A 24,363-nucleotide genomic window follows, 5' to 3' on the forward strand; every position below is an offset into this window, starting at 1 on the left:
CGTTACTCCGCCGCGATGGCCGAGGGCTTGGCCTTCGGCTTGGGCTTCGCGCCGTGCTCATATTCCTCCAGGAAGTCGAGCACATCTTGGCGATAGGCGTAGTAGTCGGGATGCTCCAACAGGGCCTTACGGGTCCGCGGGCGCGGCAGGTCCACATCGACGATCTTGCCGATGGTGGCCTGCGGGCCGTTGGTCATCATGACCACCCGGTCAGCGAGCAGGATCGCTTCGTCCACGTCGTGGGTGACGCAGATCGCGGTGACCTTGGTCCGCGACCAGACCTCCATCAGAACTTCCTGCAGTTCCCAACGCGTCAAGCTGTCCAGCATCCCGAAGGGCTCATCCAGCAGCAGCAACTTGGGCGACAGGGCGAAGGCGCGGGCAATTCCGACCCGTTGCTTCATGCCGTTCGACAGATCAGCGGCCCCCTTGTCCATGCTGTCGGCCAGACCAACGCGTTCCAGGTAGTATTCCACCACGTCCTGGCGTTCGGCCTGGGACGCGCGCGGATAGACCTTGTCCACACCGATGGCCACGTTCTCCTTGGCGGTCAGCCAGGGGAAGAGGTTCGGCGACTGGAACACCACGGCGCGCTCTGGGTCGGCGCCCTCTACGTGGCGCCCATCCAGCTTGATGGCGCCCTTGGAGATGTCGTTGAGACCGGCGGCCATGGTCAGAACCGTGGACTTGCCGCAGCCCGAATGCCCGATCAGCGAGATGAACTCCCCCCGGTTGATCTTGAGGTCAAAGTCCTCGACCACCGTGAGCGGGCCCTTGGGCGTCGGATAGACCTTGTGCAACTGGCTGAAGTCCAGGAAGCGATCTTCGATCATCCCCTTCTGCGCATCGGCCACTGCGGACGGCAGTTCAGGATCAGCCGTCCCATGGATCGGCGTCACGTCGGGCAGAATGCGGGTGCCTTCAACCTTGGCCTCGATGCCCACGTCCATCAGATACTTCGTGACCTCAGCGCGGAGGGTCTTGAAGGTCTCGTTGTGGTTCATCTCCATCCGGTCGCGCGGACGCGGCAGGCTGACACGGAACTCCGCACCCAAGGTGCCGTCTGGGTTCAGGGCCACGATGCGGTCAGCTAGGATGATGGCTTCGTCCACATCGTTGGTGATCAGAACACAGGTCTTCTTGTCGGTCTGCCAGATCCCTTCGATCTCGTCGGCCAGGTTCGCACGTGTCAACGCGTCAAGCGCCGACAGCGGCTCATCCAGCAAAAGGACCTCGGGGTTCATGGCCAGCGCCCGGGCGACGTTCACCCGTTGACGCATCCCACCCGACAACTCCGCAGGACGGCGGGTGGTGGCATGGCCCAGACCAACCATTTTGACGTAATGGTCCACCTTCTCGGCCCGTTCCGCCTTGGACAGGCCCGGGAACATCGTGTCCACGGCCAGCGAGACGTTTCCGTTGACCGTCAACCAGGGCATCAAGGAATAGCTCTGGAAGATCACGCCCCGCTCGGGCCCCGGTCCGGTGATGGGCTGGCCCTTGCACAGGACCTCGCCCTTCGTTGGATGCTCCAGCCCAGCCATCAGGTTGATCAAGGTGGTCTTCCCCGTGCCGGAGAACCCCAGGAGGACGAGGAACTCGCCCTCCTCTACGCTCAGACTGATGTCCTTGAGGACCTCGGTCTTGCTGTCGCCTTCGCCGAAGCTCTTGGAGACGTTTTTGAACTCAATCATCGCCATGGCGCTCACCGATTGTTCGTGAAGGTGAACATGGACTGGAGGGCGTACATCACGCGGTCCAGCAGGAAGCCGATGATCCCGATGGTGAAGACGGCCACCATGATCTTGGCCAGCGACTGCGAGGAGCCGTTCTGGAACTCATCCCAGACGAATTTGCCCAGGCCGGGGTTCTGCGCCAGCATCTCGGCGGCGATCAGCACCATCCAGCCAACACCCAAGCTCAGGCGCAGACCGGTGAAGATCAGCGGCAGGGCCGAGGGCAGCACCAGCTTGGTGATCTTGGTCCAGGTACCCATTTTCAGCACGCGGCTGACCGACACGAGGTCCTTGTCGATGCTGCTCACACCCAGTGCGGTGTTGATCAGCGTCGGCCACAGCGAACAGAGCGTCACCGTGATGGCCGAGATGAGGAACGACTTGGAGAAGAGCCCGTCGTTGGACGCATAGACCGCCGAGACGATCATCGTCACAATGGGCAACCACGCCAAGGGCGAGACCGGCTTGAAGATCTGGATCAGCGGGTTCAACGCGGCGTTGGCCGTCTTTGACAGTCCCGCGGCGATGCCCAGCGGAATGGCCACGACCGACGCGATCAGAAAGCCAAAGAACACCGTCTTAATCGACGTCCAGATCTGATTGTAGTAGGTCGGCTTGCCCGTGTAGGCGCGCTCGCGCACCCGCTCAGGCTGTCCGTTGGCAATGAATTCAGCATTGCGCGCCTCTTGGCGCTCAAAGAAGGCGGCTTCCTTCTCGCGCTCGCGCACGGCGTCCGCATGCAGGTTTCCGACCTGCTCCCACACTTGAGCGGGTCCGGGCACGGCGCCCAGCGATGTCTGCACCTTGGGTGCCAGCACGGCCCAAGCGGTCAGGAACAGCGCGATGGCCAGCAGTGGCACACCCAGCAGCTGCCAGATGTCTTTCATCTGCGCCTTGGGGTTATCGCCTGCGAGGGCCTTGAGAACCGGCGTCAGCCAGGCCAGGCCCAGAACCTGAAACCAGCTGTCGGCCTTGTTGATGCGGGAAAACAGCCGCTCCTTGCGGGCTTCCCGGCTGAGGGTATCGGGGTCGATGGCGGTCATAACGTCTGTCCTCGGAGAGAGATGGGAGGGTGGGCGGGGCGAGGCTGCCAACAGGCAGCGAGCGTCGTCCCGCCCGACCCGGATCAGCCTTGGATCTCGTTGCCGACGATGATCTGCTCACCCTTCAGGCCGATCGGCAGGCTTTCGAGGTAGGCGTTGGGCGCGCGGCCGTCATAGGCGATGCCGTCGATGATATCTTCGGCAGGGGTCGGCGCCTTGAAGCCATCGCTGTCCCAGGGGAAGTCAGCTTCATTGGCGAGGCCTTCGTCCACCAGCAAGCGAGCGGCTTCCAGATAGATCTCGGGCTTGTAGACTTCCTTGGCGGTTTCGATGAACCACTCGTCGGACTTCGGCTCGGCGATCTGGCCCCAGCGGCGCATCTGGGTCAGGTACCAAATGGCGTCCGAATAGAAGGGGTAGGTCGCGTTGTAGCGGAAGAACACGTTGAAGTCGGGGATGTCCCGCTTGTCGCCCTTCTCGAACTCGAAGAAGCCGGTCATCGAGTTCGCGATCACATCGTAGTCGGCGCCGACGTACTCGGACCGCGACAAGATCTCCACCGCTTCGGGGCGGTTGGCGTTGTCGTTCTCGTCCAGCCAGATCGCAGCCCGGATCAGCGCCTTCGTCACGGCGAGGGTCGTGTTGGGGTTCTCAGCCGCGAACTCAGCGGACAGGCCAAAGACCTTCTCGGGGTTGTTCTTCCAAAGCTGGTAGTCGGTGATGACCGGAACGCCGATGCCTTTGAACACGGCCTGCTGGTTCCAGGGCTCACCCACACAGTAGCCAAAGATGGTGCCGGCTTCCATGGTGGCGGGCATCTGGGGCGGAGGCGTCACGGACAGCAGCACATCGGCGCCGATCTGACCGGAGATATCCTCGGGCGAGTAGTAGCCAGGCTCCAACCCACCAGCGGCCAACCAGTAGCGCAGCTCATAGTTGTGGGTCGAAACGGGGAACACCATGCCCATGTTGAAGGGGATGCCCTGATCTTTGTAGTCCTCAACCACCGGGGCCAGGGCCGAGGCGCTGATCGGGTGCTGGGGACGACCGTCATCCATCTTAGGGATATTCGGCTTCATCTGCTCCCAGATCTCGTTCGACACGGTGATGCCGTTGCCGTTCAGGTCCATCGAGAAGGGGGTGATGATGTGGGCTTCAGTGCCGTAGCCGATGGTCGCCGCGAGGGGCTGACCGGCCAGCATGTGCGCGCCGTCCAATTGGCCGCCGATGACGCCGTCCAGCAGAACCTTCCAGTTGGCCTGGGCCTCCAGGGTCACGAACAGGCCTTCGTCCTCGAAGTAGCCGTTCTCGTAAGCCACGGCCAGCGGCGCCATGTCGGTCAGCTTGATGAAGCCGAAGGTCAGCTCGTCTTTCTCAAGTTCCAGGTAGGCGGCGGCGGGCAAGGCCGTCAGGCAGGTCGTCGCCAGCGCGAGTGTCGCGAGAGTTTTCATGGAGGAGGTCCTTCACTTGCGGCCCACAAAGAGGCCTGGAAACGAAAAAACGCCGCGCGCAGTCACCGAGAGAGGGAGGGATCCCGGTGGATGCGAGCGGCGTTGCTCTGAAGAGGTAGATGTCGGCAGTGACACCTTGGTGCGGGCTGCGATGCCCTTAACGCTGTTGTGTCAGACCGCCTTTGAAGGGTCAAAATGGTGTTCCCGACAGAGGCCCGAAAAATGCCGCAATGCCGCGGCTGCCTATTTTTTGGTCAGGTTTTCGGGTGTCTGTCGAAAGTCCCGCCATCGAAAAAGGCATCTGGCCCCAGAATCATATGGCCTCGGCTAGAGGCAACGGCGGTCGCATGGCGCATGGCGCCTTCGACCTTTTCCGAGGCGCCTGGCAGATCCACACCGATCGGCCCGAGACTGTCGCGATATATGTCCGAGCGATAGAAATCGCGCGCACGCTCCTGCTCGGCGGCGTCGGCGCCCAGGCGCGCTGCGATCCACGCGGCTTGGCTGCGCCACGGGAATGTCGCCGTATTGCGATGGAACATCAGGAACCGATCCACGGGCACCGGGGCATGTCCCAACGCTGGGCTGAGTTGTCCCGAGAGGGCGGGGTCAATCGTTTCACGCGGCAAATCCAAATGCTCACTGCGCGCGAGGATCTCAACCGCCAACGATGTGTTACGCGGCGTGTCCAGCCAATGGGCCGCCGTATGGACCGCACGGATCAGCGCGCTGACGGTCTCCGGGTTCTCCGCAATCCACCCATGCCGCGCGGCTAGGACCTTTTCAGGCGCAAAGGCCCAGATCGCCCGGCCAGGCAGGACCAGATCAGCCACGCCCCGCGCAACAGCAGCAGACCCCCACGGCTCGCCCACCCAAAAGGCATCGAGCGTGCCTTGGGCCACGGCATCGGCCATGCGCGGCGGCGGAACGGTGACAATCTCAAACTGGCTGGCATCCAACTCCGGCGAGAACTCCACCCAATAGTCCAGCAACAGGCGGTGCATGGAATAAGGAAACGGCACGCCCACACGGATGGGGCTATCCTGGGCCTGGGCCAAGGCGCGGGCGGCAGCGACCGGATCGCCAAAGCCTGGATGGCTTGGCAGACGGGCCGCAAAGTCACGGGACAGGCCAAAAACGGTCCCGTTCACCGACAGAACCATCAACGCATCGACCTGGGCCGCCAACCCTCCCCACCCGAGCGACATGGCCACAGGCATGGGCGACAGCATCTGGGCGGCGTCCAGATGGCCCAGGGCCAGCATATCCCGCAGCGCTGACCATGACGGCTGTGGCAGCAAGGTCAGGGCAAGGCCCTCATCCTCGGCAAACCCCAGTTCCCGCGCAATCACCAAGGGTGCGCAGTCGATCAGCGGAACAAATCCGAGCGTGAGAGGAAGACTGCTCATGACAAGAGATCCGCTGCCGTGACGAGGGCCTGGGCCACCTCGATCACCTTGCGGCCCTGATCCATGGCGGTCCGGCGCAGCAGGCCATAGGCTTCTTCCTCGCCAATGCCGCGCTGTCGCATCAGGATGCCCTTCGCGCGGTCGATGGTCTTGCGATCCTCTAGCGCCCGCTTCGCCGCATCCAGTTCCGACTGCATTTGCCGCATGACGTGGAACCGCGCGATGGCGGTTTCGAGGACCGACTTAATCCGCGTCGGCGTCAGCCCGTCGACGACATAGGCGCTGACCCCAGCGTTCAGGGCAGCGCGAGTTAACTCGTCATCGGTTTGATCCACGAACATGGCCACCGGGCGCGCCTTGGGGTCACTGACCAGGCTGAGGTGCTCCAGCGTATCGCGATCCGGGTTTGCGATGTCGATCAGAACGATATCGGGCGAGATGGTCCGGATCGCCCGATCTAGCCCCGACACCTGTGCCAACGCATGGACATCGGACCACCCCGCTTCGACGAGGGCGTCTATGATTTGCCGGGCCCGATCCTCATCGGCCTCGACCACCAAAATACGGAGGCTTGTTTGCATAGGGGTTCTTTGGGTCCGTCTTCAGGGGCTCGCCAGCGGCAACCGCAACGGGCACGGAGGTGTCCGCGACACGTGCCATCAATTGAGGCGCAGGCGCCCGCGCTGCCTAGGGTTTCATCACTCTGAGGATGCCACCGTCCCATACGGTCGTGCAGATGCCCAAACGACGCGCCACGTCACGCCGCGCAGAGGGCCAGTGATCACCCCCGCCGCGCGCCACGGCGCCCTACACCCGTCGCGAGGGTCACGGCAAGGAAACAGGCGGCGGCCACACAAACGATGGACGGGCCCGCGGGCGTGTCGAACACATAAGCCGCACGCAGCCCCGCCACAGTCGAGAAACTGCCAATGGCTCCTGCAAGAATGGCCATCACTTCGGGTGTGCGAGACAGGCCCCGCGCCGCGGCGGCGGGGACGATCAGCATAGCTGCAATCAACAGAACGCCCACGACTTTGATCGCCACGGCGACCGTGATCGCCAAGGCAACCGTCAGAAACATCTCCTCCCGCCGGGGGTCGATGTCGCTCGCCCGGGCCAGTTCTTCGTTCAACGTCGACAGAAGCAGCGCCGACCATCGCCACGCCAGCAAGACCACAACCAGGGCCGCCCCGCCCCAGATCACCGCCAGATCCAGGCGGCCTACGGCCAGCAGATCGCCAAACAGATAGGCCATCAGATCAAGGCGGACGCCCGATAGAAAAGACACGGCCACAAGGCCCGCCGCCAGCGCGGAATGGGCCAACACGCCTAACAGCGTATCCATGCCATAGCCCCGGCCCGACAGAACCGTCACAGTGACCGCCATGGCCAGGGCAACAGCCACGGTCCCGACAAACACGGAGGTTTGCAGGGCCAAGGACAACGCCACGCCGAGCATGGCCGCGTGGGCCGTTGCATCTCCGAAATAGGCCATGCGGCGCCAAACCACGAAGCACCCCAGCGGCGCCGCTGCGCAGGCCACACCGACACCGGCCAGCGTCGCGCGAACCATGAAATCGTCCAACATTACTCAGCGGCCTCTCGCGCGTGAGCCGCAGCACCATGGCCGCACCCATCGTCGTGTTTGTGGTCATGGTCATGCCGGTAGAGCGCCAGCGCCCCGCCCGTGCCCGTTCCGAACAAGGCGCGGTATTCGGGCGCCGAGGCGACGACCTCGGGCGTGCCCTCGCAACATACATGGCCGTTCAAGCAGATGACGCGATCCGAGGTGCTCATGACCACGTGCAGTTCGTGACTGATCATCAAAACGGCACATCCGGTTTCGTGGCGGACCTGTTCGATCCGTTGATAGAACGCGGCGGACCCCGCCTGATCCAACCCCTGCGTGGCCTCGTCCAGCAGCAAAAGATCGGGTTTTCGGATCAAGGCCCGCGCCAGCAGCACCCTCTGAAACTGGCCGCCCGACAAATCCGCCATCTGACGGCGTTCCAGCGCCGCCACCCCGGCCGAGGCCAAGGCCGCGCGCACCGCCCCCGTCCCCCGACGCACCCCCGGCGCCAGGCGCATGAAGCGATCCACAGTCAACGGCAAGGTCGGGTCCACGTGCAGCTTTTGCGGCACATAACCAATGGTCAGCCCCGGAGCCCGCACGACCCGCCCGGACGCCGGGGTCAGGGCGCCAATTGCCGCCCGCAACAGACTGGTCTTGCCCGAGCCGTTCGGCCCAACAATGGTGACGATCTCACCCGGGGTCACGCTTAGGTTAACGTCGCGCAGGACCGTGTTACCGCCGTAGCGCAGCGTCAGATGCTGGAGGTCAATCAAGCTCATCGCGCGGCCTCGGCACATTTTGAGCAGACGCCGACGGTCTCGACCACCGTGCGTTCAATCTCAAATCCGGCAGCACTGGCAACGGAGCCAAGAACTTGGCGCAAGGGCTCCAACGGGGCTTCGGCCACCGCATCACAGACCTTGCAGATCATGAACGCCGGGTCCTGTCGGCACCCCGGATCAACGCAGGCCACAAACGCATTCAGACGCTCTATCTTATGGACAAAGCCATGGGCGGCCAAAAACTCTAGGGCCCGATAGGCAACTGGCGGTTGAGAGCCGAAGCCCGCAGCCCGCAACTCATCCAAGATCGCATAGGCGCCCATCGCCTTGTGCGCCCGCAACAGGACCTCCAGGGTTTTACGGCGCACCGGCGTCAGACGCAGCCCTTCGGCGGCGCTCCGACGATCAGCCGCCCCAAGGGCGGACGCAACGCAGATGGCGTGGTCATGGGAGGAAAACCCGATGGCTCCGCTCTCGGTCGTACCGGACCTGATCGCGTCCTTGGAATCGCTTGTCATGTTACTTTATATCATTTAAGGCGCCTTCGTGTTATAAAATAACAGGATCTCGAATGTCCAGAACGCTCCTCACGACCGTTGCCGCAGCTGCTTTGACCCCCCTGCCCGCCCTTGCGGAGGTGCCTCGCGTTGTCGTGGACATTGCGCCGGTTCATTCGCTTGTGGCGCAGGTGATGGAGGGCGTTGGCACCCCAGAGTTGCTGATCCCTGCGCTGGCCTCGCCACACGCCTATTCGCTGCGCCCGTCCGAGGCCCAAAGCCTTCAGGACGCGGAGGTCGTGTTCTGGATCGGCGAAGAGCTGTCGCCCTGGTTGGAGGGCGCCCTTGGGTCTTTGGCCGAAGATGCCGCCATCGTCGGTCTGCTGGACGCAGATGGCACCCGGACACTCCCGTTCCGCCAAGGCGCATCCTTCGACGCCCACGATCATGGTGACCACGACGACCACGGGCACGGGGATCACGCGGACGACGACCACCATGACCATGGTGAAGAAGACCACGCGGACCACGACGATCACGGTGACGAAGGCCATGCCGAACATGACGATCACCACCACGGCGACGAAGACCACGCCGAGCACGACGATCACCACCACGGCGAAGAAGATCACGCCGAGCATGACGAGCACGATCATGGCGAAGAAAAGCACGCCGAACATGACGATCACTACCACGGCGACGAAGACCACGCCGAGCACGACGATCACTACGAGGGCGAAGAAGATCACGCTGGCCATGAAGGCCATGACCACGATGGGACAGACCCGCACGCCTGGTTGTCCCCGGCAAATGCGGCGACCTGGCTGTCGCTGATCGCGAACGACCTGGCCGCGCGCGATCCGGAGAACGCCGAGACCTATCGTGCCAATGCCGCGACCGCCCAGACCGAGCTGAGCCAGTTGGTGGAGGAGATCAAGGTCGACCTCGCCCCCGTGGCCGATGTGCCGTTCATCGTCTTCCACGACGCCTACCAGTACCTTGAGGCAGACATCGGTCTTGCAGCAGCGGGCGCGATCTCGCTGGGGGATGCCAGTGACCCGAGCCCTGCGCGCCTGACGGAAATCCGTGACCGCCTCCGCGCGGACAACATCGCTTGCGTCTTGGCCGAGCCCCAGTTCAACCCCCGGTTGGTGGCTACGGTTGCCGAAGGATCGGATCTGAGCACGGGCATCATTGACCCGCTTGGCGCGGAACAAACGCCCGGGCCGGACCTCTATGCCGATCTGATGCGCGCCAATGCTGCGGCCCTGCTGGCCTGCCTGGGCGGCGAGGGATGACACGGTAGGGCATCTGCCCGCCCTGGATCAGGGCATCGGACGATGACGCGCCGCCAGCACCAAATCGGTGTGGGCGGCGTTTCTCTGTCAAGCCCACCGGACCGCGGCGCGAATCTAGGGTCGCGATGCCCACATGTGTTGGGGTTGTCGGAGGTCCCATGGGAAAAGAGATAACCGGTCTTTCGCCCGCTCGGGCTAAGCCCTTTCCCGGTCTGGCGGCTTGGGCGTGGTGGCCCATGGGTCGGAACGGTTTGCTTGGCGCCGCGTTGAACTCATCCGGGTTGACCTCACTGACCCGGAGACGACGAAACAACACGACAGGCGCACCCATGAAACTCCTGATGGTTCTCACGTCCCATGATCAACTGGGCGACACCGGTAAAAAGACGGGCTTCTGGCTCGAAGAATTTGCGGCCCCCTACTACGTGTTCAAAGATGCTGGCGTGGACATCACGCTCGCCTCGCCCAAGGGCGGACAGCCGCCACTGGACCCGTCCAGCGATGGCGATGACGCGCAAACGGAGGCCACGGAACGCTTCAAAGGGGATGCCGACGCCCAAGCCGCGCTGGCCCATACGACGCCCTTGGCGGACGTCTCGGCGGAGGGGTTCGACGCGATCTTTTATCCAGGCGGGCACGGCCCTCTGTGGGACCTGGCCGAGGATGCCGACAGCATCAAACTGATCGAGACCTTCGCCGCAACGGATCGTCCCATCGGCGCCGTGTGCCATGCCCCAGCCGTGTTCAAACACACAATGGGCCGGGACGGACGCCCCTTGGTCGCAGGCAAGTCGGTCACGGGCTTCACGAACACCGAAGAAGAGGCCGTTCAACTGACCAACGTAGTTCCGTTTTTGGTTGAAGACATGTTGAAGGACCGGGGCGCGACCTATCGGAAGGGCGAGGATTGGGCGTCCTTTGTCCGTGTTGATGGTAAGCTGGTCACGGGTCAGAACCCCGCTTCGTCAGAGGCTGCGGCCCGGGAACTGCTGGCATTGATCTGACGGGTCCTAGGGGCGGTACGCCAATCACCCCGTCGCTGTGGCCGAGGCGCGCTGAAGGCCTCGCCTTGTTCCGCTCCGGTCGTGATATGGCGCCTTGTTCAATGCCCTGAACGGAAGTCCACGGGATCACAGAAAAAGCGGTGACCAAGCCCTTGGAGCAAACAGAAGGCTTGGCGACCGGCCCTCATGCGAAAAGCTACGCCAAGGCGGCAACACCGTCTCCTTGGCGGTCGAACAAGCGACGATCTAAACAAGGACCCTACGCGATCCGACCGCTAGGTAACCGGCCCAAGCCCATCAACTGCGCCGTCACCCGTCCGTGGTGCCCGCTGGAACGGGGGCGGAGGCTCCCTGGGCGGCGGGTGCGCCACTTTGGGCTGCGTTGCCCGCCTCTGACGCCCCTTCCGGAGTCTTTTCGGCCAGAGCGCCAGCGTCCCAACGCCCCGTTTCCACCTCGCCGGTGGCATAGCGCATTGTGCCGGGACCCTGACGACGACCGGCGGCAAAGGCGCCCTCATAGACGTCGCCGTTGGCATAGGTTGCAACGCCTTCGCCTTCGATTTCGCCGTCGTTCCACCCGCCTTCGTACGTAAACCCGTCCGCCATGACGATCTTGCCCTGACCTTCGCGTTGGCCACGCACGAACTGTCCCTCGTAGACGGTTCCATCGGCATAGGTCGCTTTGCCCTGACCGTGGCGCAGGCCTTGGGCCCAATCGCCTTCGTAGCGGTAGCCGTCGGTAAAGGTCATTACGCCGGTGCCATGGTTCTGGGCGTTCACAAACTCACCCTCGTAGACCAGTCCATTGGGGTATTCGGCGCGCCCCATGCCGTTGATGACACCCGCCGTCCAACCGCCTTCATAGGTTGCCCCATCGACATAGGTGATCTTGCCTTCGCCATCCGCCAGGTCATCCGCGAAGGTGCCCACATAGACTGAGCCGTCTGGATAGGTTACCTCGCCCGTGCCCTCGATCCGGCCCTCGACCCAGGACCCGGTATAGACATAGCCATCCGTCCCTGTGAACGTGCCCTGACCGTGTCTGCGGTCTGCGGCAAAGTCCCCTTCGTAGGTATCGCCGTTCGCATAGGTAACACGGCCTTGCCCTTCGCGCTGACCGGCAACAAGAGTGCCCTCATAGATATCCCCATTGGGCTGGGTCAGCTTTCCTTCGCCATTGATCTGGCCGTCGAGCCATGCCCCGTCATAGATCAGCCCGTCGGGCGTCCGCAGAACACCCTGTCCCGCCCGCACGTTACCAGCCATCTCGCCTTCATAGGTCGACCCGTCCGGATAGGTTATGCGGCCCGTCCCTTCCTTGACGCCCGCGACCCAACCGCCCTCGTAGCGATAGCCGTTGGGCGCCTCCATCACGCCTTCACCGTCGTGTAACGCATTGACGAAGCTGCCGGTGTAGCGGGTCCCGTTGGCGTAGTCGGCCACGCCCTCGCCCTCGATCCGACCGTCAACCCAACCGCCCGTGTAGGTTCCGCCATCGGCGAAGGTAATCATCCCCTCGCCGTTCGGCTTGCCCGACGCAAAACTGCCTTCGTAAATCGAGCCGTCGGGAAACCGTGCGCGCCCCTGTCCGCGGATCTCGCCCGCGACCCATTCGCCGCTGTATTCATACCCCGATGGCAAGGTGTAAGTGCCGGTCCCGTCCTGCTTCCCGTCCTTGAAGGTCCCTTCGTAGACGCCACCGCCTTCGTACTGCTTGGTGACGACCTCCTGCGCGCTCGCCAGCCCCGTTGCCGCAATCAGCGCCAAGCCCAGCGTCCATACCTTCTGTCGCGCCATGAGGTCCCCACCTGCCACCCGGATCTATGTTGCGCGCAACGCTAGGCCGTCCCTGGCCCGGTCGCAACATCCCAGTTGGCAGACGTGACGCTTCGGCGCTTCCCCCCATCGGTCTGCCGCGCTAGGTCACGCCGCGTAGCTGTTTCCCGGAGGCCGCGATGCCCGACACCTTTCGCCTGACGCTGGCCCAATTGAACCCAACCATGGGGGACCTCGCGGGCAATGCCGCAAAGGCCCACGCCGCCTGGGAGCAGGCCAAGGCCGCAGGCGCCCAGATGGTGGCCCTGCCCGAGATGTTTCTGTCGGGCTATCAGCCCCAGGACCTCGTGCGGAAACCGGCGTTCGTTGCCGATGCCGCCAAACACCTGGCCCAACTCATTGCCGATTGTGCCGATGGGCCAGCCCTGGGGATCGGTACGCCCGTTTGGCCGGATGGGGCCGACAAACCGATGAACGCTTGGGTCGTTGCCCAGGGTGGCCGTGTGGTGGCCGAGGTCGTGAAACATCACCTGCCCAACTACAAAGTCTTTGACGAGAAAAGATATTTCGACAGCGGCGACGTCTCAGGGCCCTATGTGGTCGACGGCATCCGCATCGGAACCCCCATCTGCGAAGACGCCTGGTTCGACGATGTGACCGAGACCCTCGCCGAGACGGGGGCCGAGATCTTGGTGGTTCCGAACGGATCCCCCTATTTCCGTGGCAAGCAAGACGTGCGCTACGGCCATATGGTCGCGCGTGGGGTCGAGACGGGGCTGCCCGTTGTTTACCTCAACCTGACTGGTGGACAGGATGATCAGATTTTTGACGGCGCCTCCTTCGTGCTGAATCCCGGTGGCAAGCTGACCCACCACTTGCCCGCTTTCGAAGACGCCGTGGTGCATGTGGATTTCGACAGGACGCCCGACGGCTGGCGCGCGCGGGATGGCGACAAAGCGCCCCAGCCCGAGGGGCCCGGTGCCGACTACCGCGCCATGGTCGTCGCGCTGCGCGATTACATGACCAAGGCCGGGTTCTCCCAGGCGGTTCTGGGCCTGTCGGGGGGTGTCGACAGTGCCATCGTCGCGGCCATCGCCGCCGACGCCCTGGGGCCGGAGAACCTGCGCTGCGTCATGCTGCCGTCGCGCTACACTTCAGACCACTCGCTCGAGGACGCACGCGGTGTGACCGACCGACTGGGCTGTCGCCTCGACACCGTTCCCATAGCCCCCGCCGTAGAGGCCATGGGCGACATGCTGGCGCCCCTCTTCGAAGGCCGCGCGGCGAATCTGACCGAAGAAAACATCCAATCGCGCATTCGCGGCATGACCCTCATGGCCCTGTCCAACAAGTTTGGTGAGATGCTCCTGACCACAGGCAATAAGTCTGAGGTCGCGGTGGGATACGCCACGATCTACGGAGACATGTCAGGCGGCTACAACCCGGTGAAGGATCTCTACAAAACGGATCTCTTCGAGGTCTGCCGCTGGCGCAACGCCAACACTGTCGATTGGTTCAAGGGTCCCTCCGGAGAGGTCATGCCCCAACGCGTCATCGACAAGCCCCCGACAGCCGAGTTGCGCGCAGACCAGAAAGACGAAGACAGCCTGCCGCCCTATCCGGTGCTGGACGACATACTGAAACGGCTCATCGACGAGGAACACTCCGTTCCCGAGATCTGCGCCGCGGGCCACGACCATGCGACCGTCAAACACGTGGAGTGGCTGGTCTATCTGTCGGAATACAAGCGCTTCCAATCGGCCCCAGGCGCCCGGCTCTCCCAGCGCGCGTTCTGGCTTGATCGCCGCTATCCCATCGTAAACCGCTGGCGCGATCCAGGGTAAGGGACGCTGCGGCCTTCGGAGGGCTCAAGCCTGCGACAGGGTGGCCGTGGGCGACTTCTGCTAAGGCCGAGGCATCCCCGAAGAGGACCTCCTAGACGCTGGCCAAAGCCGATGTCTTGCGCCAGGACGGACTGGCCCTTCTAATCGTCCAGCCTCTTTTCCCGACTCCTGCTGTCCCGGCACTACCAATTCGCGCGGGCGTGACACAGCGGGATCGTGCGTCCTCCGTTCGCAGAAGCGACGCGGCACCCGGAAACGACGTGGCACGGGCTGGGCCGCCTCATCCGTCCGAAACCCCAATCCAGTCGCGCGCCTCCCAGCAACCCAACCCAATCAAAGACAGTGTCCACGTTGGCCTAGGTTCTACATCTTCTTGAGACGCGCTGGGCTCTAAAGCCTCCCCAGTTGCGTTCAAGGAAAGCCTAATCCATCCGACGGACCTCAGCGGAGCACCGGCCCCATCCACGCCCCACAAGCTCCCGTTAACCGGTCGCGTGCCCGCACCCCAGCATCCGTCAGCCCCTCGTACCGATCTTCGATTTCCAGCCCAACATCAGACCCTCCGTCACCGGACCCGTGCCGACACTCCGCGCAAAATAGTCTCACATACTAAATACCTAAGCTTCTTCTCGGCAAAATACCTCCGGGGGTCCGGGGGCTGGCCCCCGGTCCGACCGGCACCAGAGAGCAACCGGCAATGAAGCATGTCCCAAACGTGTTCACTCCACTACAAAAAGCCGGGGGCGCAGCCCCCGGCGGATCGGACCGCGTTAGCGGTCCGATGCAAGGGCCTTAGGCAGTGACCATGCCCTTGGCACGCGCCAGCTCGGTCACACGCTTTTGCAGTTTCTCGAAAGCCCGCACCTCGATCTGGCGGATGCGCTCCCGGCTGACGTCGTATTTGGCGGACAGATCTTCCAGAGTGACCGTCTCTTCCGAGAGCCGTCGTTGGGTCAAAATATCCCGCTCGCGCTCATTGAGGGCGTCCATTGCTTCGCCCATCAGCGCCACGCGGGAGTCGTACTCGTCCTTCTCAGCGTAATCGCCAGCCTGGTCGGCGTCGTCATCGGCGAGCCAGTCCTGCCACTGGGTCGAGGTATCCCCATCGGAGCCGACCATCACGTTGAGCGACGCATCCCCGCCCGACATGCGCCGGTTCATGGAGGTCACCTCTTCCTCTGTGACACCCAGATCGTTGGCGATGCGGGTCACGTTTTCGGGGCGCAAGTCACCGTCTTCCAAGGCGCCGATACGGTTCTTGGCCTTACGGAGGTTGAAGAACAGCTTCTTCTGCGCGCTCGTCGTGCCCAGCTTGACCATGGACCAGGACCGCAGGACGTATTCCTGAATGGCCGCGCGAATCCACCACATGGCGTAGGTCGCCAGTCGGAAGCCCTTCTCGGGGTCGAATTTCTTGACGGCCTGCATCAGACCCACATTGGCCTCGGAAATCACTTCGGCCTGGGGCAAGCCATACCCCCGGTACCCCATGGCGATTTTCGCGGCGAGGCGAAGGTGGGACGTTACTAGTTGATGGGCCGCAGCGGTATCTTCGTCTTCGACCCAGCGCTTGGCGAGCATGTATTCCTGCTCCGGCTCAAGCATGGGAAACTTGCGAATCTCTTGCAGATAACGGTTCAGCCCCTGTTCGGGTGAGGGGGCCGGAAGGTTGGCGTAGCTGGCCATGGGTAGGTTCTCCCTCATGTTAATGGGCTTAACACCCTCCTCGACGAAGTGGGGACAGCCCGTCCTTGTTTCAAGTTGTCGCAGACACATTGTTGGTTCGTCTGCCCATGTGATCGTATAATCTACGCACACACGGACTGATAGGTTCCATTTTCGCAGGTATACCTGCAAATTCGCACAAATCTGCATGGCCCTTCGCGGCGAACACTGAGCACCCGGCACAGTGCAAGGCCGGGCTTCCAAACCCTCTGACAGACCTCTGGCGGAAACGGTCGTGCATCGGAAATCCGTAAGTGGATCAAACAGAAACAATGCCGCAATCCGGTCTTGAAACGGTCGATCCGAGACCCTGCGCCTTCCTCAGTGACGAACAAATTCGATGCAAATTGACGTTAAGGGCAACGCATTGTTCCGCAGCGATCTTGCCATCGTGATGCGGACTTAGAAGGTATTACGAGGGCTTCTCATGGCATATTTGTGCTTTCCAGCGGCAATCATCACCGCAGCCACACTCCTCGCGGGGGCTGCGTCTGCGGCGACCGTTGTGTCGGGAAATGTCTGCGAGTTTGACGGAAATCCAACGCCGTTTGGCGGAACCTGTGACTACAGCTCGAAAGACTACAACACTTCCGTTTCAGCCGATTCCTTCACGCTGGCGGGCGAGACGTCCTTCTACGGCTACGTCGCCCACGTCAAAAACAAGGGCTACTCCGATGGGTGGACCGTCGACTTCGGCGCCAAGTCCTATCAGGTGGATTTCAACTGGCAGGCGATCACTCAGAACTTCGACGGCATCTTGAACGTTCAAGAGGTCTCCAACGGCACAACGTCGGCTTTGTCCTTCAGCACGGCCAACGGACCAACGGGATCCTTTGATCTGGGCCGCTTGAACGGCGTGTGGACGTTCGACTTCAACCCCGTCGCAGGGGTATTCAGCGGCAACCCGCGAGAGGAAGGCAACTGGGACCTGCAAGTGGCTGCGGTTCCGCTGCCTGCGGCTGGGGTCCTCCTCCTGGCAGCCTTCGCGGGACTCGGGGCCATGGGTGCCCGGCGCCGGACCGAAGCCGCCGCATAGCACCAGATGACTCCCGTAGATACCGCTGCCCGGGTCGATACCGGGGCGGCGGCTATCCTGCGAGCTATGCGCGGAGCGCTGCGACCAGCGCCTGGAAATCCGCAGGCGGCTCTGTCTCAAAATCAAGGCGGCGCCCGGTAACGGGGTGCTCAAACCCCAGGGTCGCCGCATGCAAGGCCTGCCGTGCAAACCCCGCAATGGCCGCGGCGGCCACCGGACGGGATCCCTTGACCTTCCGATGCCCGCCATACGTCGGATCCCCGATCAGCCCATGGCCCGCATGGGCCATGTGAACGCGGATCTGATGGGTGCGACCCGTTTCAAGCTGGCAATTCACCAAAGCCGCGATGTCGAAGGTTTCGACCATGCGAATGCGTGTCACGGCATGGCGCCCGCCCTCCCAGGTCACGGCCTGACGCTGACGGTCGGTCCGATGGCGGTCTAGCCGCGTGGTGATCTTGAGCGTGGCGCCGCCCTCCCAGCTCAACCCACGCAGCCCGCGCAGCCGCGGATCGGCCGGGTCCGGAACGCCGTAACAGACCGCCAAATAGCGGCGAGAGGCCGTGTGGTCCGCGAACTGGGCCGCAAGGCCGTGATGCGCCGCATCAGACTTCGCCACCACAAGCAGGCCAGACGTATCCTTGTCGATGCGGTGCACAATCCCAGGGCGACGCGCGCCACCGACCCCGGACAAGGCGCCCCCGAAGTGATGCAGCAGCGCGTTGACCAAGGTGCCGCCCGGCGCGCCGGGCGCCGGATGCACGACCATGCCAGCCGGTTTGTTCACCACGAGCAGATCCGCGTCCTCGTGCAGGATATCCAGCGGGATGGCCTCGGGCCGCGTCTCGATATCTTCAACAGGCGGGAGGCTGACATCAATGGTGTCGCCCGCGACCACGCGGGTCCGTGCCATCGCCGGAGCCCCGTTGACCCGCACCGCGCCCGCTTGCAGCAGTTTGGTCAAGCGCGACCGGCTCAGATGGGCCTCGGCTGGCACGTCACGCGCGATTGCCTTATCGAGGCGCGACGGCGGATCGGCCGCGATGACAAAGGTAACGGTATTGCCTGACGACATGGACGAAATCCCGGAACCGGCCAACCTGCGCTTTCTGCGACGGCTGGTGACCGTATTGACGGCGGTGATGATCATCGGGCTGGTAACGGTGATCGGCCTGCTTGTCCAACGCCTGCGCCTGCCCTCGGTCCCTGTGCCCGAGGCCCTGGCGCTGCCGGACGGCACAGAGATCCATGCCGTCACCCAAGGCCCCGGCTGGTGGGCCGTCGTCACGGGAGATGGGCGGATCCTGCTGTACGACGGAGCCGGCACGTTCCATCAGGAAATTGTCGTAACCCTGCCCCAGACGGCAGAGGAATGACCCCGCGCCTAGGGTGCCCGATGGCGTCGACGGGGCTCGACGTGGGACGCCCGTAACGCTCAGACGAGCAACGGACCGACACTTGGCCAGAGCGAGGCGACCAAAAGCCCGGCCATCGCCCAATTGAACGCCCGTAGGCGTCTGGGCGATGTGAGGATCCGCCGCATCCGAACCCCAAGGACCAACCAACAGCAGATGGACGGAAGGTTAATCACGGTGAAGACGACCGCGACGGGGAGCACAGCCAAGGCGCCCCCGCCGCTGTAGAGCGTCACCGCCGTCAGGGCCATTGTCCAAGCCTTTGGGTTTACCCACTGGAACAGCGCCGCCTGGAGAAACGTCATGGGGCGCCCCTTGGCACCGGCAACGTCCGGCGCACTGGCATGGGCAATCTTCCAGGCGAGCCACAAAAGGTAGACGACCGATATCGTCGCCAGGAGCGGGCGCAGCATCGGAACGGCCTCAAACGCCTGGGCAAGGCCCAGGCCGACCAGCACGATCATCGCGCCAAATCCACCAGAAATCCCAAGCGCATGGGGCCAAGATCGCGCCACCCCAAAATTGGCGCCCGAGGCCATGATCATCAGGTTATTCGGGCCGGGCGTGATGGACGACACGAAGGCGAATCCCGCGAGGCCAAGGAACAGGTCATAGGTCATAGCCGTCACGATGCCCTGTGGGGTGCGGAAGATGCTTGCAAAGATCGCGCGGCTTGCGAATACTTCACAAGAAATGACGCCTATTGATACGTATGACGACAAGATCTTGCGCGCTTTGTCGTGCGACGGCCGGATCACAAACCAAGCCTTGGCCGCGCGGATTGGACTCTCGCCCTCAGCGACGTTGAGACGCGTTCAGGCGCTGGAAGCGGCGGGGATCATAGCGGGATATCGCGCCGTCTTGAGCCCGGAAAAGCTGGGTGTGGGATTTACCGCCTATATCGCGGTCGGCCTGAACGACCACACCAAGGCCGGTCAGGAAGCCTTTGAACGTGGCGTCGCCCGCGCGCCAGAGGTCCGTGAATGCCATAACATCACCGGCTCGGTCGAATACTTGTTGCGCGTGGAGGCGACGGACCTGGCCGCGTATAAGCACTTCCATACGGATGTGCTGGGCGTCTTGCCACAGGTGGCATCGCTGACGACCTATGTCGTGATGGGATCGCCCAAGGATGAGCGCGCTTAGAGCTTGCCAGGTGTGATGACCGTTGCCGTTGCGTCGGCATATTTTTGGAACATCGATATGGGGGGTACGCGCCGGGCCGCAGGTGGCGCGCCCGTTCAGGCGTCAGGTTGGCCGAGCGCTTTCACGGGCCCGTGTCGATGGCATCCCACGACATGGTCGTTCACTATGCCAACGGCCTGCATCCAAGCATAAACGATTGTCGGCCCGCAGAATTTGAACCCCGCCCGTTTCAGGTCTTTTGAGATCTGCTCAGACAGGGGCGTCTTGGCAGGGACCTCTGCCAGGGAAGCACGGTCTGGTTGCAGGGGGACGCCCTCCACATAGGCCCAACACCAGGCGGAGAAGTCTTCGATGGCGAGGTATGCACGCGCATTGCCGATGGTTGCTTCGATCTTGCCGCGGTGGCGCACAATTCCGGGGTCTGCGACCAAGCGCTCAACATCGTCGGCACCCCACTTGGCGATGATCTCTGGCAGGAAGCCCTGGAAGGCCGCGCGAAACCCCTCTCGCTTACGCAAGATCGTGATCCAGGAGAGGCCCGCTTGGAAACCCTCCAGCATCAGCATTTCCCAAAGCATCCGGCTGTCACGCTGCGGCACGCCCCATTCGGTATCGTGGTAGGCCTCGTAAAGCGGGTCATCGCCGACCCAACCGCATCGTTCCATGGCGCCCTCGCTCGTTTCGGGGTGGTCTGCGCCATGGGAGAGAGCCGCGCAACAGGCAAGGGGCGCTTAACCGGACCGAAAGGAATGCCGTGCCATACCGCAAGGGTCTGGTCAGGAGGGGTCGGGGTGCGACACCGCTTTAATGAACCGGGGTCCGAGGATCCGCTTACCTTCGCGGTCTCGGAACGGGATCGCGGCACGCTTGAGATGGTGCGCGACGCGTTGGCGGCGGGCAACGTGATGCTCGCCTACCAGCCCGTCGTTGGGGTCGCGACCGGACAACCGGCCTTTTACGAAGGACTGATCCGGGTGTTGGATGACACCAACCGCATTATTCCGGCGGGTCAGTTTATGGGCGTCGTCGAGACCCAGGAGCTCGGGCGGGAAATCGACGTAGCAGCCCTGCGCTGCGGGCTGGGGGCCCTGTCGCGTCATACGAGCCTACGCCTGTCCATTAACATGTCGGCCCGATCCATCGGTTATCCGAAGTGGATACAGGTCCTCAAACGCTGGCTGACGCGGGACCCGACCATTGGCGAGCGCCTCATCCTCGAAATTACGGAAACCTCGGCGATGCTGGTGCCGGAGTTGGTGAAAACCTTCATGGCGGAACTTCAGGACAAAGGGATTACCTTTGCGCTGGACGACTTTGGCGCCGGGCAAACCTGCTTCCGCTCCCTGAAAGAGATGTATTTCGACATCGTCAAAATCGACGGCAGCTTCGTGCGTGGCTGTGACAAGACGCCTGACAATCAGTGCATCCTAGAGGCGCTGATTGCCGTTGGGCGAACCTTTGACATGTTCACCGTGGCAGAGTCGGTCGAATCACGTGCAGAGGCACAATTCCTTGCCCAGGCGGGCGTAGAGTGCCTGCAAGGGTACTACTATGGTGCTCCGGAGACCAAACCTGCTTGGATGACACCGGAGGGGCGTGGCACCCCGGTCGCCGCACAAAAACGGTCAGGATAGCGCAAACACCCCATGTTGGAGGTGTCCAAAGCGCTGCTGACGGCCAACAAGGGCGCAGCAGGGGGCGCAACGGCCCACCGCGCCAGGGAGACACCGTAAACTCTGCAACACCGCATACCTGTCCAGATCATTTGCGCGACAGAGTCCGACTTGCTAAGGCTCGGCCCGTATTCCCGTGCCGGGGGTCCTCTGCCAGCGAGGCCGACGCCCCGCCCCCCGCGCATGCAGAAAGGACGACCCTGAATGACTAACGTCGTGATCGCCTCCGCCGCCCGCACCGCCGTCGGCAGCTTCCTTGGCTCCTTTGCGAGCACGCCAGCCCATGAACTTGGCCGCGCCGTCATCGAAGAGGTCGTCGCCCGCGCCGGGGTCGACAAATCAGAAGTGTCCGAGACGATCCTCGGTCAGGTGTTGACGGCCGCACAGGGCCAGAACCCCGCGCGCCAGGCGCATATCAACGCGGGCCTGCCGCAGGAATCCGCCGCATGGGGCATCAACCAAGTCTGCGGGTCGGGCCTGCGCGCCGTGGCCCTGGGCGCCCAACACATCATGCTGGGCGATGCCTCGGTCGTCGTGGCCGGTGGCCAGGAAAGCATGTCGCTCAGCCCCCACGCCCAGGCCGTCCGCGCCGGGCAAAAGATGGGTGACATGAAGCTCATCGACACGATGATCAAAGACGGCCTCTGGGACGCCTTCAACAACTACCACATGGGACAGACCGCCGAGAACGTCGCCGAGAAGTGGCAGATCAGCCGCGACCAACAAGACGAATTCGCCGTTGGGTCGCAGAACAAGGCCGAAGCCGCGCAGAAGGCCGGTAAGTTCGACGACGAGATCGTCAGCTACACCATCAAGACCCGCAAGGGTGACATCGTGGTCGACAAGGATGAGTACATCCGCCACGGCGCCACCATGGAAGCCATGCAGAAGCTGCGCCCTGCCTTCACCAAGGACGGCTCGGTCACCGCGGCCAACGCATCTGGCCTGAACGACGGTGCCGCTGCGACCCTGCTGATGTCGGCCGACGACGCCGAAAAGCGTGGGATCGAGCCGCTGGCCCGCATCGCCTCCTACGCGACGGCCGGTCTGGACCCGACGATCATGGGCGTGGGCCCGATCTACGCCTCGCGCAAAGCGCTGGAAAAGGCGGGCTGGTCCGTGGACGACCTGGACTTGGTCGAAGCCAACGAAGCCTTCGCCGCCCAGGCCTGCGCCGTGAACAAGGACATGGGCTGGGATCCGTCGATCGTGAACGTGAACGGCGGCGCCATCGCCATCGGCCACCCCATCGGGGCCTCGGGCTGCCGCGTGCTCAACACCCTGCTGTTTGAGATGAAGCGCCGCGATGCCAAGAAGGGCCTCGCCACGCTGTGCATCGGTGGCGGTATGGGCGTCGCCCTCTGCGTTGAGCGCCCCTGAGCCAGGACGGGGTGCCGGATAGCTGGCGCCCCACTCGCCATGGCCACGGTGGCGCATAGCGATGAGGCTCAACCGAGCCGAAGAGCGATGACCCGACGGACACGCGCTTCGGCTCGTGACTTGCTCGTCCACATGCACGGTCACGTCCTGTTGCCTACCGCGCGAGGCAGCGTCAATTCTGCCGGTACCGGACACGACATGTCGCGCAGCGCTAGGAGACGGAAGAACAACACCCGTCCGCTCTGTGGTCTGCGCATCGACAGCGACCGCGACCACCAACTTGCGCCGCGCAGCACACATTCCGGCCCTCTATCTAAAAACACAATCTCTCGTGGTATCTGGCGCACATTGCCCATGGGCGACAAATGCCCCCCAAAACCCTGCCTGATAGCGCAAAAACATCGCGGCAGCGACCCGCCGCCCTTGCGGAGAGGGCAGGACATGGGCCATGCAGGCGCCAGATGTCCGCGAAACAAAATATCCTTAGCCAGACATAGGAGGAAACATCATGTCTCGTATCGCACTCGTTACCGGTGGTAGCCGTGGCATCGGCGCCGCCATTTCCAAGGCACTCCAGGCCGATGGCCGCACCGTTGCAGCAACCTATGCCGGGAACGACGAGAAGGCCGCCGCCTTTACCGCCGAAACTGGCATCAAGACCTACAAGTGGAACGTGGCCGACTACGACGCCTGTCAGGCAGGGATCGCTCAGATCGAGGCAGACCTCGGCCCCGTCGATATCTTGGTGAACAACGCTGGCATCACCCGGGACGCGCCGTTTCACAAGATGACCCCGCAGCAGTGGCATGAGTGCATCGACACCAACCTGACCGGCGTCTTCAACATGACCCACAACGTCTGGGGCGGCATGCGCGAGCGGAAGTTCGGGCGGATCGTGACGATCAGCTCGATCAACGGCCAAAAGGGTCAGTTCGCCCAGGCAAACTACGCCGCGACGAAGGCCGGTGACATCGGCTTCACCAAATCCCTGGCCCAGGAAGGCGCCCGCGCCAACATCACCGCCAACGTGGTTGCTCCCGGGTACATCAACACCGACATGATGAGCACGATCCCCGAAAAGGTCATGGATGCCATCGTGGGGGGCATTCCGGTCGGCCGTTTGGGCGAAGCCGAGGAAATCGCGCGCTGCGTTGCCTTCCTGGCATCCGACGATGCGGGCTTCATCACCGGGTCGACCATTTCCGCCAACGGCGGCCAGTACCTGTCGTAAGCGACCCAAATGGTGTGCGGTCACCCCGCCACCCATGAAGGAGGCCCGGCCCCAGATGGGGACCGGGCCTCTTCGGTCAAGCCGCAGGCGTTGGCACGCTTCGGCAGGGCCGGAAACGCTTATGCCGTGCGGGTCGATCCAACCTGGGACCAGCGCGGCAGGCGGAACGTCAGCAGCGCGCGGAAAGCGGCGGCGCGTTCCCGACGGGCGAGGGCGAAGGCTTCGTCGTAGGTGCGTGTGGTATGCGTCTCGAACATATCGGCTATTCCTTTATGTGAAGCGTTTGTTATCTGACCCCAATATGATCCCTACTATTCAAACGCACAAACGAGACTTTCCAAAGT

At 63.2% G+C, this 24,363-nt stretch carries 23 protein-coding genes; 9 read left to right on the forward strand and 14 right to left on the reverse strand.

Annotation, left to right across the window (positions count from 1 at the left end):
- Positions 1-2: 2 nt before the first annotated feature.
- The 8 genes from K5R33_RS02075 to K5R33_RS02110 form a co-directional block, all read right to left on the reverse strand.
- Complete coding sequence (locus tag K5R33_RS02075; protein ID WP_220747306.1) at positions 3-1,700, reverse strand: ABC transporter ATP-binding protein; 1,698 nt, start codon at positions 1,698-1,700, stop codon at positions 3-5.
- 5 nt (positions 1,701-1,705) lie between these two features.
- A complete protein-coding gene (locus K5R33_RS02080; RefSeq protein WP_220747307.1) occupies positions 1,706-2,779 on the reverse strand; it encodes an ABC transporter permease in 1,074 nt (357 codons plus the stop codon).
- 83 nt (positions 2,780-2,862) lie between these two features.
- Positions 2,863-4,230 (reverse strand): CmpA/NrtA family ABC transporter substrate-binding protein, encoded by a 1,368-nt coding sequence (locus K5R33_RS02085; protein ID WP_220747308.1) that lies wholly within the window; start codon positions 4,228-4,230, stop codon positions 2,863-2,865.
- A gap of 254 nt (positions 4,231-4,484) precedes the next feature.
- On the reverse strand, positions 4,485-5,639 hold the full coding sequence (locus tag K5R33_RS02090) for a CmpA/NrtA family ABC transporter substrate-binding protein (RefSeq protein ID WP_220747309.1): 1,155 nt from the start codon (positions 5,637-5,639) through the stop codon (positions 4,485-4,487).
- Positions 5,636-6,220, reverse strand: a complete 585-nt coding sequence (locus tag K5R33_RS02095) for an ANTAR domain-containing response regulator (RefSeq protein WP_220747310.1) — start codon at positions 6,218-6,220, stop codon at positions 5,636-5,638. The genes K5R33_RS02090 and K5R33_RS02095 overlap by 4 nt, the downstream gene beginning before the upstream one ends.
- Before the next feature lie 200 nt (positions 6,221-6,420).
- Positions 6,421-7,227, reverse strand: a complete 807-nt coding sequence (locus tag K5R33_RS02100; protein ID WP_220747311.1) for a metal ABC transporter permease — start codon at positions 7,225-7,227, stop codon at positions 6,421-6,423.
- Positions 7,227-7,991 carry an ATP-binding cassette domain-containing protein gene (locus K5R33_RS02105; protein ID WP_220747312.1) on the reverse strand — a complete coding sequence of 255 codons (765 nt, stop codon included), beginning with the start codon at positions 7,989-7,991 and terminating at the stop codon, positions 7,227-7,229. Before K5R33_RS02105 ends, K5R33_RS02100 begins: the two co-directional genes overlap by 1 nt.
- Complete coding sequence (locus tag K5R33_RS02110) at positions 7,988-8,512, reverse strand: Fur family transcriptional regulator (protein ID WP_220747313.1); 525 nt, start codon at positions 8,510-8,512, stop codon at positions 7,988-7,990. Before K5R33_RS02110 ends, K5R33_RS02105 begins: the two co-directional genes overlap by 4 nt.
- 53 nt (positions 8,513-8,565) lie before the next feature.
- Between K5R33_RS02110 and K5R33_RS02115 the strand changes: the two genes are divergently transcribed.
- The gene (locus K5R33_RS02115) at positions 8,566-9,789 is read left to right on the forward strand and encodes a zinc ABC transporter substrate-binding protein (protein WP_220747314.1); all 1,224 of its coding nucleotides are present in this window, start codon (positions 8,566-8,568) and stop codon (positions 9,787-9,789) included.
- Positions 9,790-10,118: 329 nt separating this feature from the next.
- Positions 10,119-10,793 carry a type 1 glutamine amidotransferase domain-containing protein gene (locus K5R33_RS02120; RefSeq protein WP_220747315.1) on the forward strand — a complete coding sequence of 225 codons (675 nt, stop codon included), beginning with the start codon at positions 10,119-10,121 and terminating at the stop codon, positions 10,791-10,793.
- A 309-nt stretch (positions 10,794-11,102) separates the two neighbouring features.
- On the opposite strand, the gene K5R33_RS02125 is transcribed toward K5R33_RS02120, so the two are convergent.
- Positions 11,103-12,590: an MORN repeat-containing protein gene (locus K5R33_RS02125; RefSeq protein WP_220747316.1), complete on the reverse strand. Its 1,488-nt coding sequence runs from the start codon at positions 12,588-12,590 to the stop codon at positions 11,103-11,105.
- A gap of 158 nt (positions 12,591-12,748) precedes the next feature.
- Here K5R33_RS02125 and K5R33_RS02130 point away from each other — a divergent pair, with 158 nt between their 5' ends.
- A complete protein-coding gene (locus K5R33_RS02130; protein ID WP_220747317.1) occupies positions 12,749-14,413 on the forward strand; it encodes an NAD+ synthase in 1,665 nt (554 codons plus the stop codon).
- Between the two features lie 792 nt (positions 14,414-15,205).
- Here the strand turns inward: K5R33_RS02130 and rpoH are convergent.
- A complete protein-coding gene (rpoH, locus tag K5R33_RS02135) occupies positions 15,206-16,099 on the reverse strand; it encodes an RNA polymerase sigma factor RpoH (RefSeq protein WP_220747318.1) in 894 nt (297 codons plus the stop codon).
- 466 nt (positions 16,100-16,565) lie between these two features.
- Between rpoH and K5R33_RS02140 the strand changes: the two genes are divergently transcribed.
- The gene (locus K5R33_RS02140) at positions 16,566-17,174 is read left to right on the forward strand and encodes a VPLPA-CTERM sorting domain-containing protein (RefSeq protein ID WP_220747319.1); all 609 of its coding nucleotides are present in this window, start codon (positions 16,566-16,568) and stop codon (positions 17,172-17,174) included.
- Positions 17,175-17,238: 64 nt separating this feature from the next.
- Here K5R33_RS02140 and K5R33_RS02145 read toward each other — a convergent pair whose 3' ends face one another.
- Positions 17,239-18,249 (reverse strand): RluA family pseudouridine synthase, encoded by a 1,011-nt coding sequence (locus K5R33_RS02145; protein WP_220747320.1) that lies wholly within the window; start codon positions 18,247-18,249, stop codon positions 17,239-17,241.
- Between K5R33_RS02145 and K5R33_RS02150 the strand changes: the two genes are divergently transcribed.
- Complete coding sequence (locus K5R33_RS02150) at positions 18,218-18,550, forward strand: DUF6476 family protein (protein ID WP_220747321.1); 333 nt, start codon at positions 18,218-18,220, stop codon at positions 18,548-18,550. The two genes, K5R33_RS02145 and K5R33_RS02150, sit on opposite strands and share 32 nt — an antisense overlap.
- Before the next feature lie 59 nt (positions 18,551-18,609).
- On the opposite strand, the gene K5R33_RS02155 is transcribed toward K5R33_RS02150, so the two are convergent.
- The gene (locus K5R33_RS02155) at positions 18,610-19,209 is read right to left on the reverse strand and encodes a LysE family translocator (RefSeq protein ID WP_220747322.1); all 600 of its coding nucleotides are present in this window, start codon (positions 19,207-19,209) and stop codon (positions 18,610-18,612) included.
- A gap of 73 nt (positions 19,210-19,282) precedes the next feature.
- Here K5R33_RS02155 and K5R33_RS02160 point away from each other — a divergent pair, with 73 nt between their 5' ends.
- The gene (locus K5R33_RS02160; protein WP_220747849.1) at positions 19,283-19,735 is read left to right on the forward strand and encodes an Lrp/AsnC family transcriptional regulator; all 453 of its coding nucleotides are present in this window, start codon (positions 19,283-19,285) and stop codon (positions 19,733-19,735) included.
- 95 nt (positions 19,736-19,830) lie between these two features.
- Here the strand turns inward: K5R33_RS02160 and K5R33_RS02165 are convergent, their stop codons facing one another.
- Positions 19,831-20,400, reverse strand: a complete 570-nt coding sequence (locus K5R33_RS02165; protein WP_220747323.1) for a DNA-3-methyladenine glycosylase I — start codon at positions 20,398-20,400, stop codon at positions 19,831-19,833.
- Between the two features lie 126 nt (positions 20,401-20,526).
- Between K5R33_RS02165 and K5R33_RS02170 the strand changes: the two genes are divergently transcribed.
- The 3 genes from K5R33_RS02170 to phbB all read left to right on the forward strand — a co-directional run bounded on the left by K5R33_RS02170 (position 20,527) and on the right by phbB (position 24,019).
- Positions 20,527-21,369: an EAL domain-containing protein gene (locus K5R33_RS02170; protein WP_255576084.1), complete on the forward strand. Its 843-nt coding sequence runs from the start codon at positions 20,527-20,529 to the stop codon at positions 21,367-21,369.
- 243 nt (positions 21,370-21,612) lie between these two features.
- The gene (locus K5R33_RS02175) at positions 21,613-22,788 is read left to right on the forward strand and encodes an acetyl-CoA C-acetyltransferase (protein ID WP_220747325.1); all 1,176 of its coding nucleotides are present in this window, start codon (positions 21,613-21,615) and stop codon (positions 22,786-22,788) included.
- Between the two features lie 508 nt (positions 22,789-23,296).
- The gene (gene phbB, locus K5R33_RS02180; protein WP_220747326.1) at positions 23,297-24,019 is read left to right on the forward strand and encodes an acetoacetyl-CoA reductase; all 723 of its coding nucleotides are present in this window, start codon (positions 23,297-23,299) and stop codon (positions 24,017-24,019) included.
- A gap of 119 nt (positions 24,020-24,138) precedes the next feature.
- Here phbB and K5R33_RS02185 read toward each other — a convergent pair whose 3' ends face one another.
- Positions 24,139-24,276 (reverse strand): hypothetical protein, encoded by a 138-nt coding sequence (locus K5R33_RS02185; RefSeq protein ID WP_220747327.1) that lies wholly within the window; start codon positions 24,274-24,276, stop codon positions 24,139-24,141.
- Positions 24,277-24,363: the final 87 nt, after the last annotated feature.

It is taken from the genome of Jannaschia pagri (assembly GCF_019655435.1).
Taxonomy (GTDB): Bacteria; Pseudomonadota; Alphaproteobacteria; order Rhodobacterales; family Rhodobacteraceae; genus Jannaschia; species Jannaschia pagri.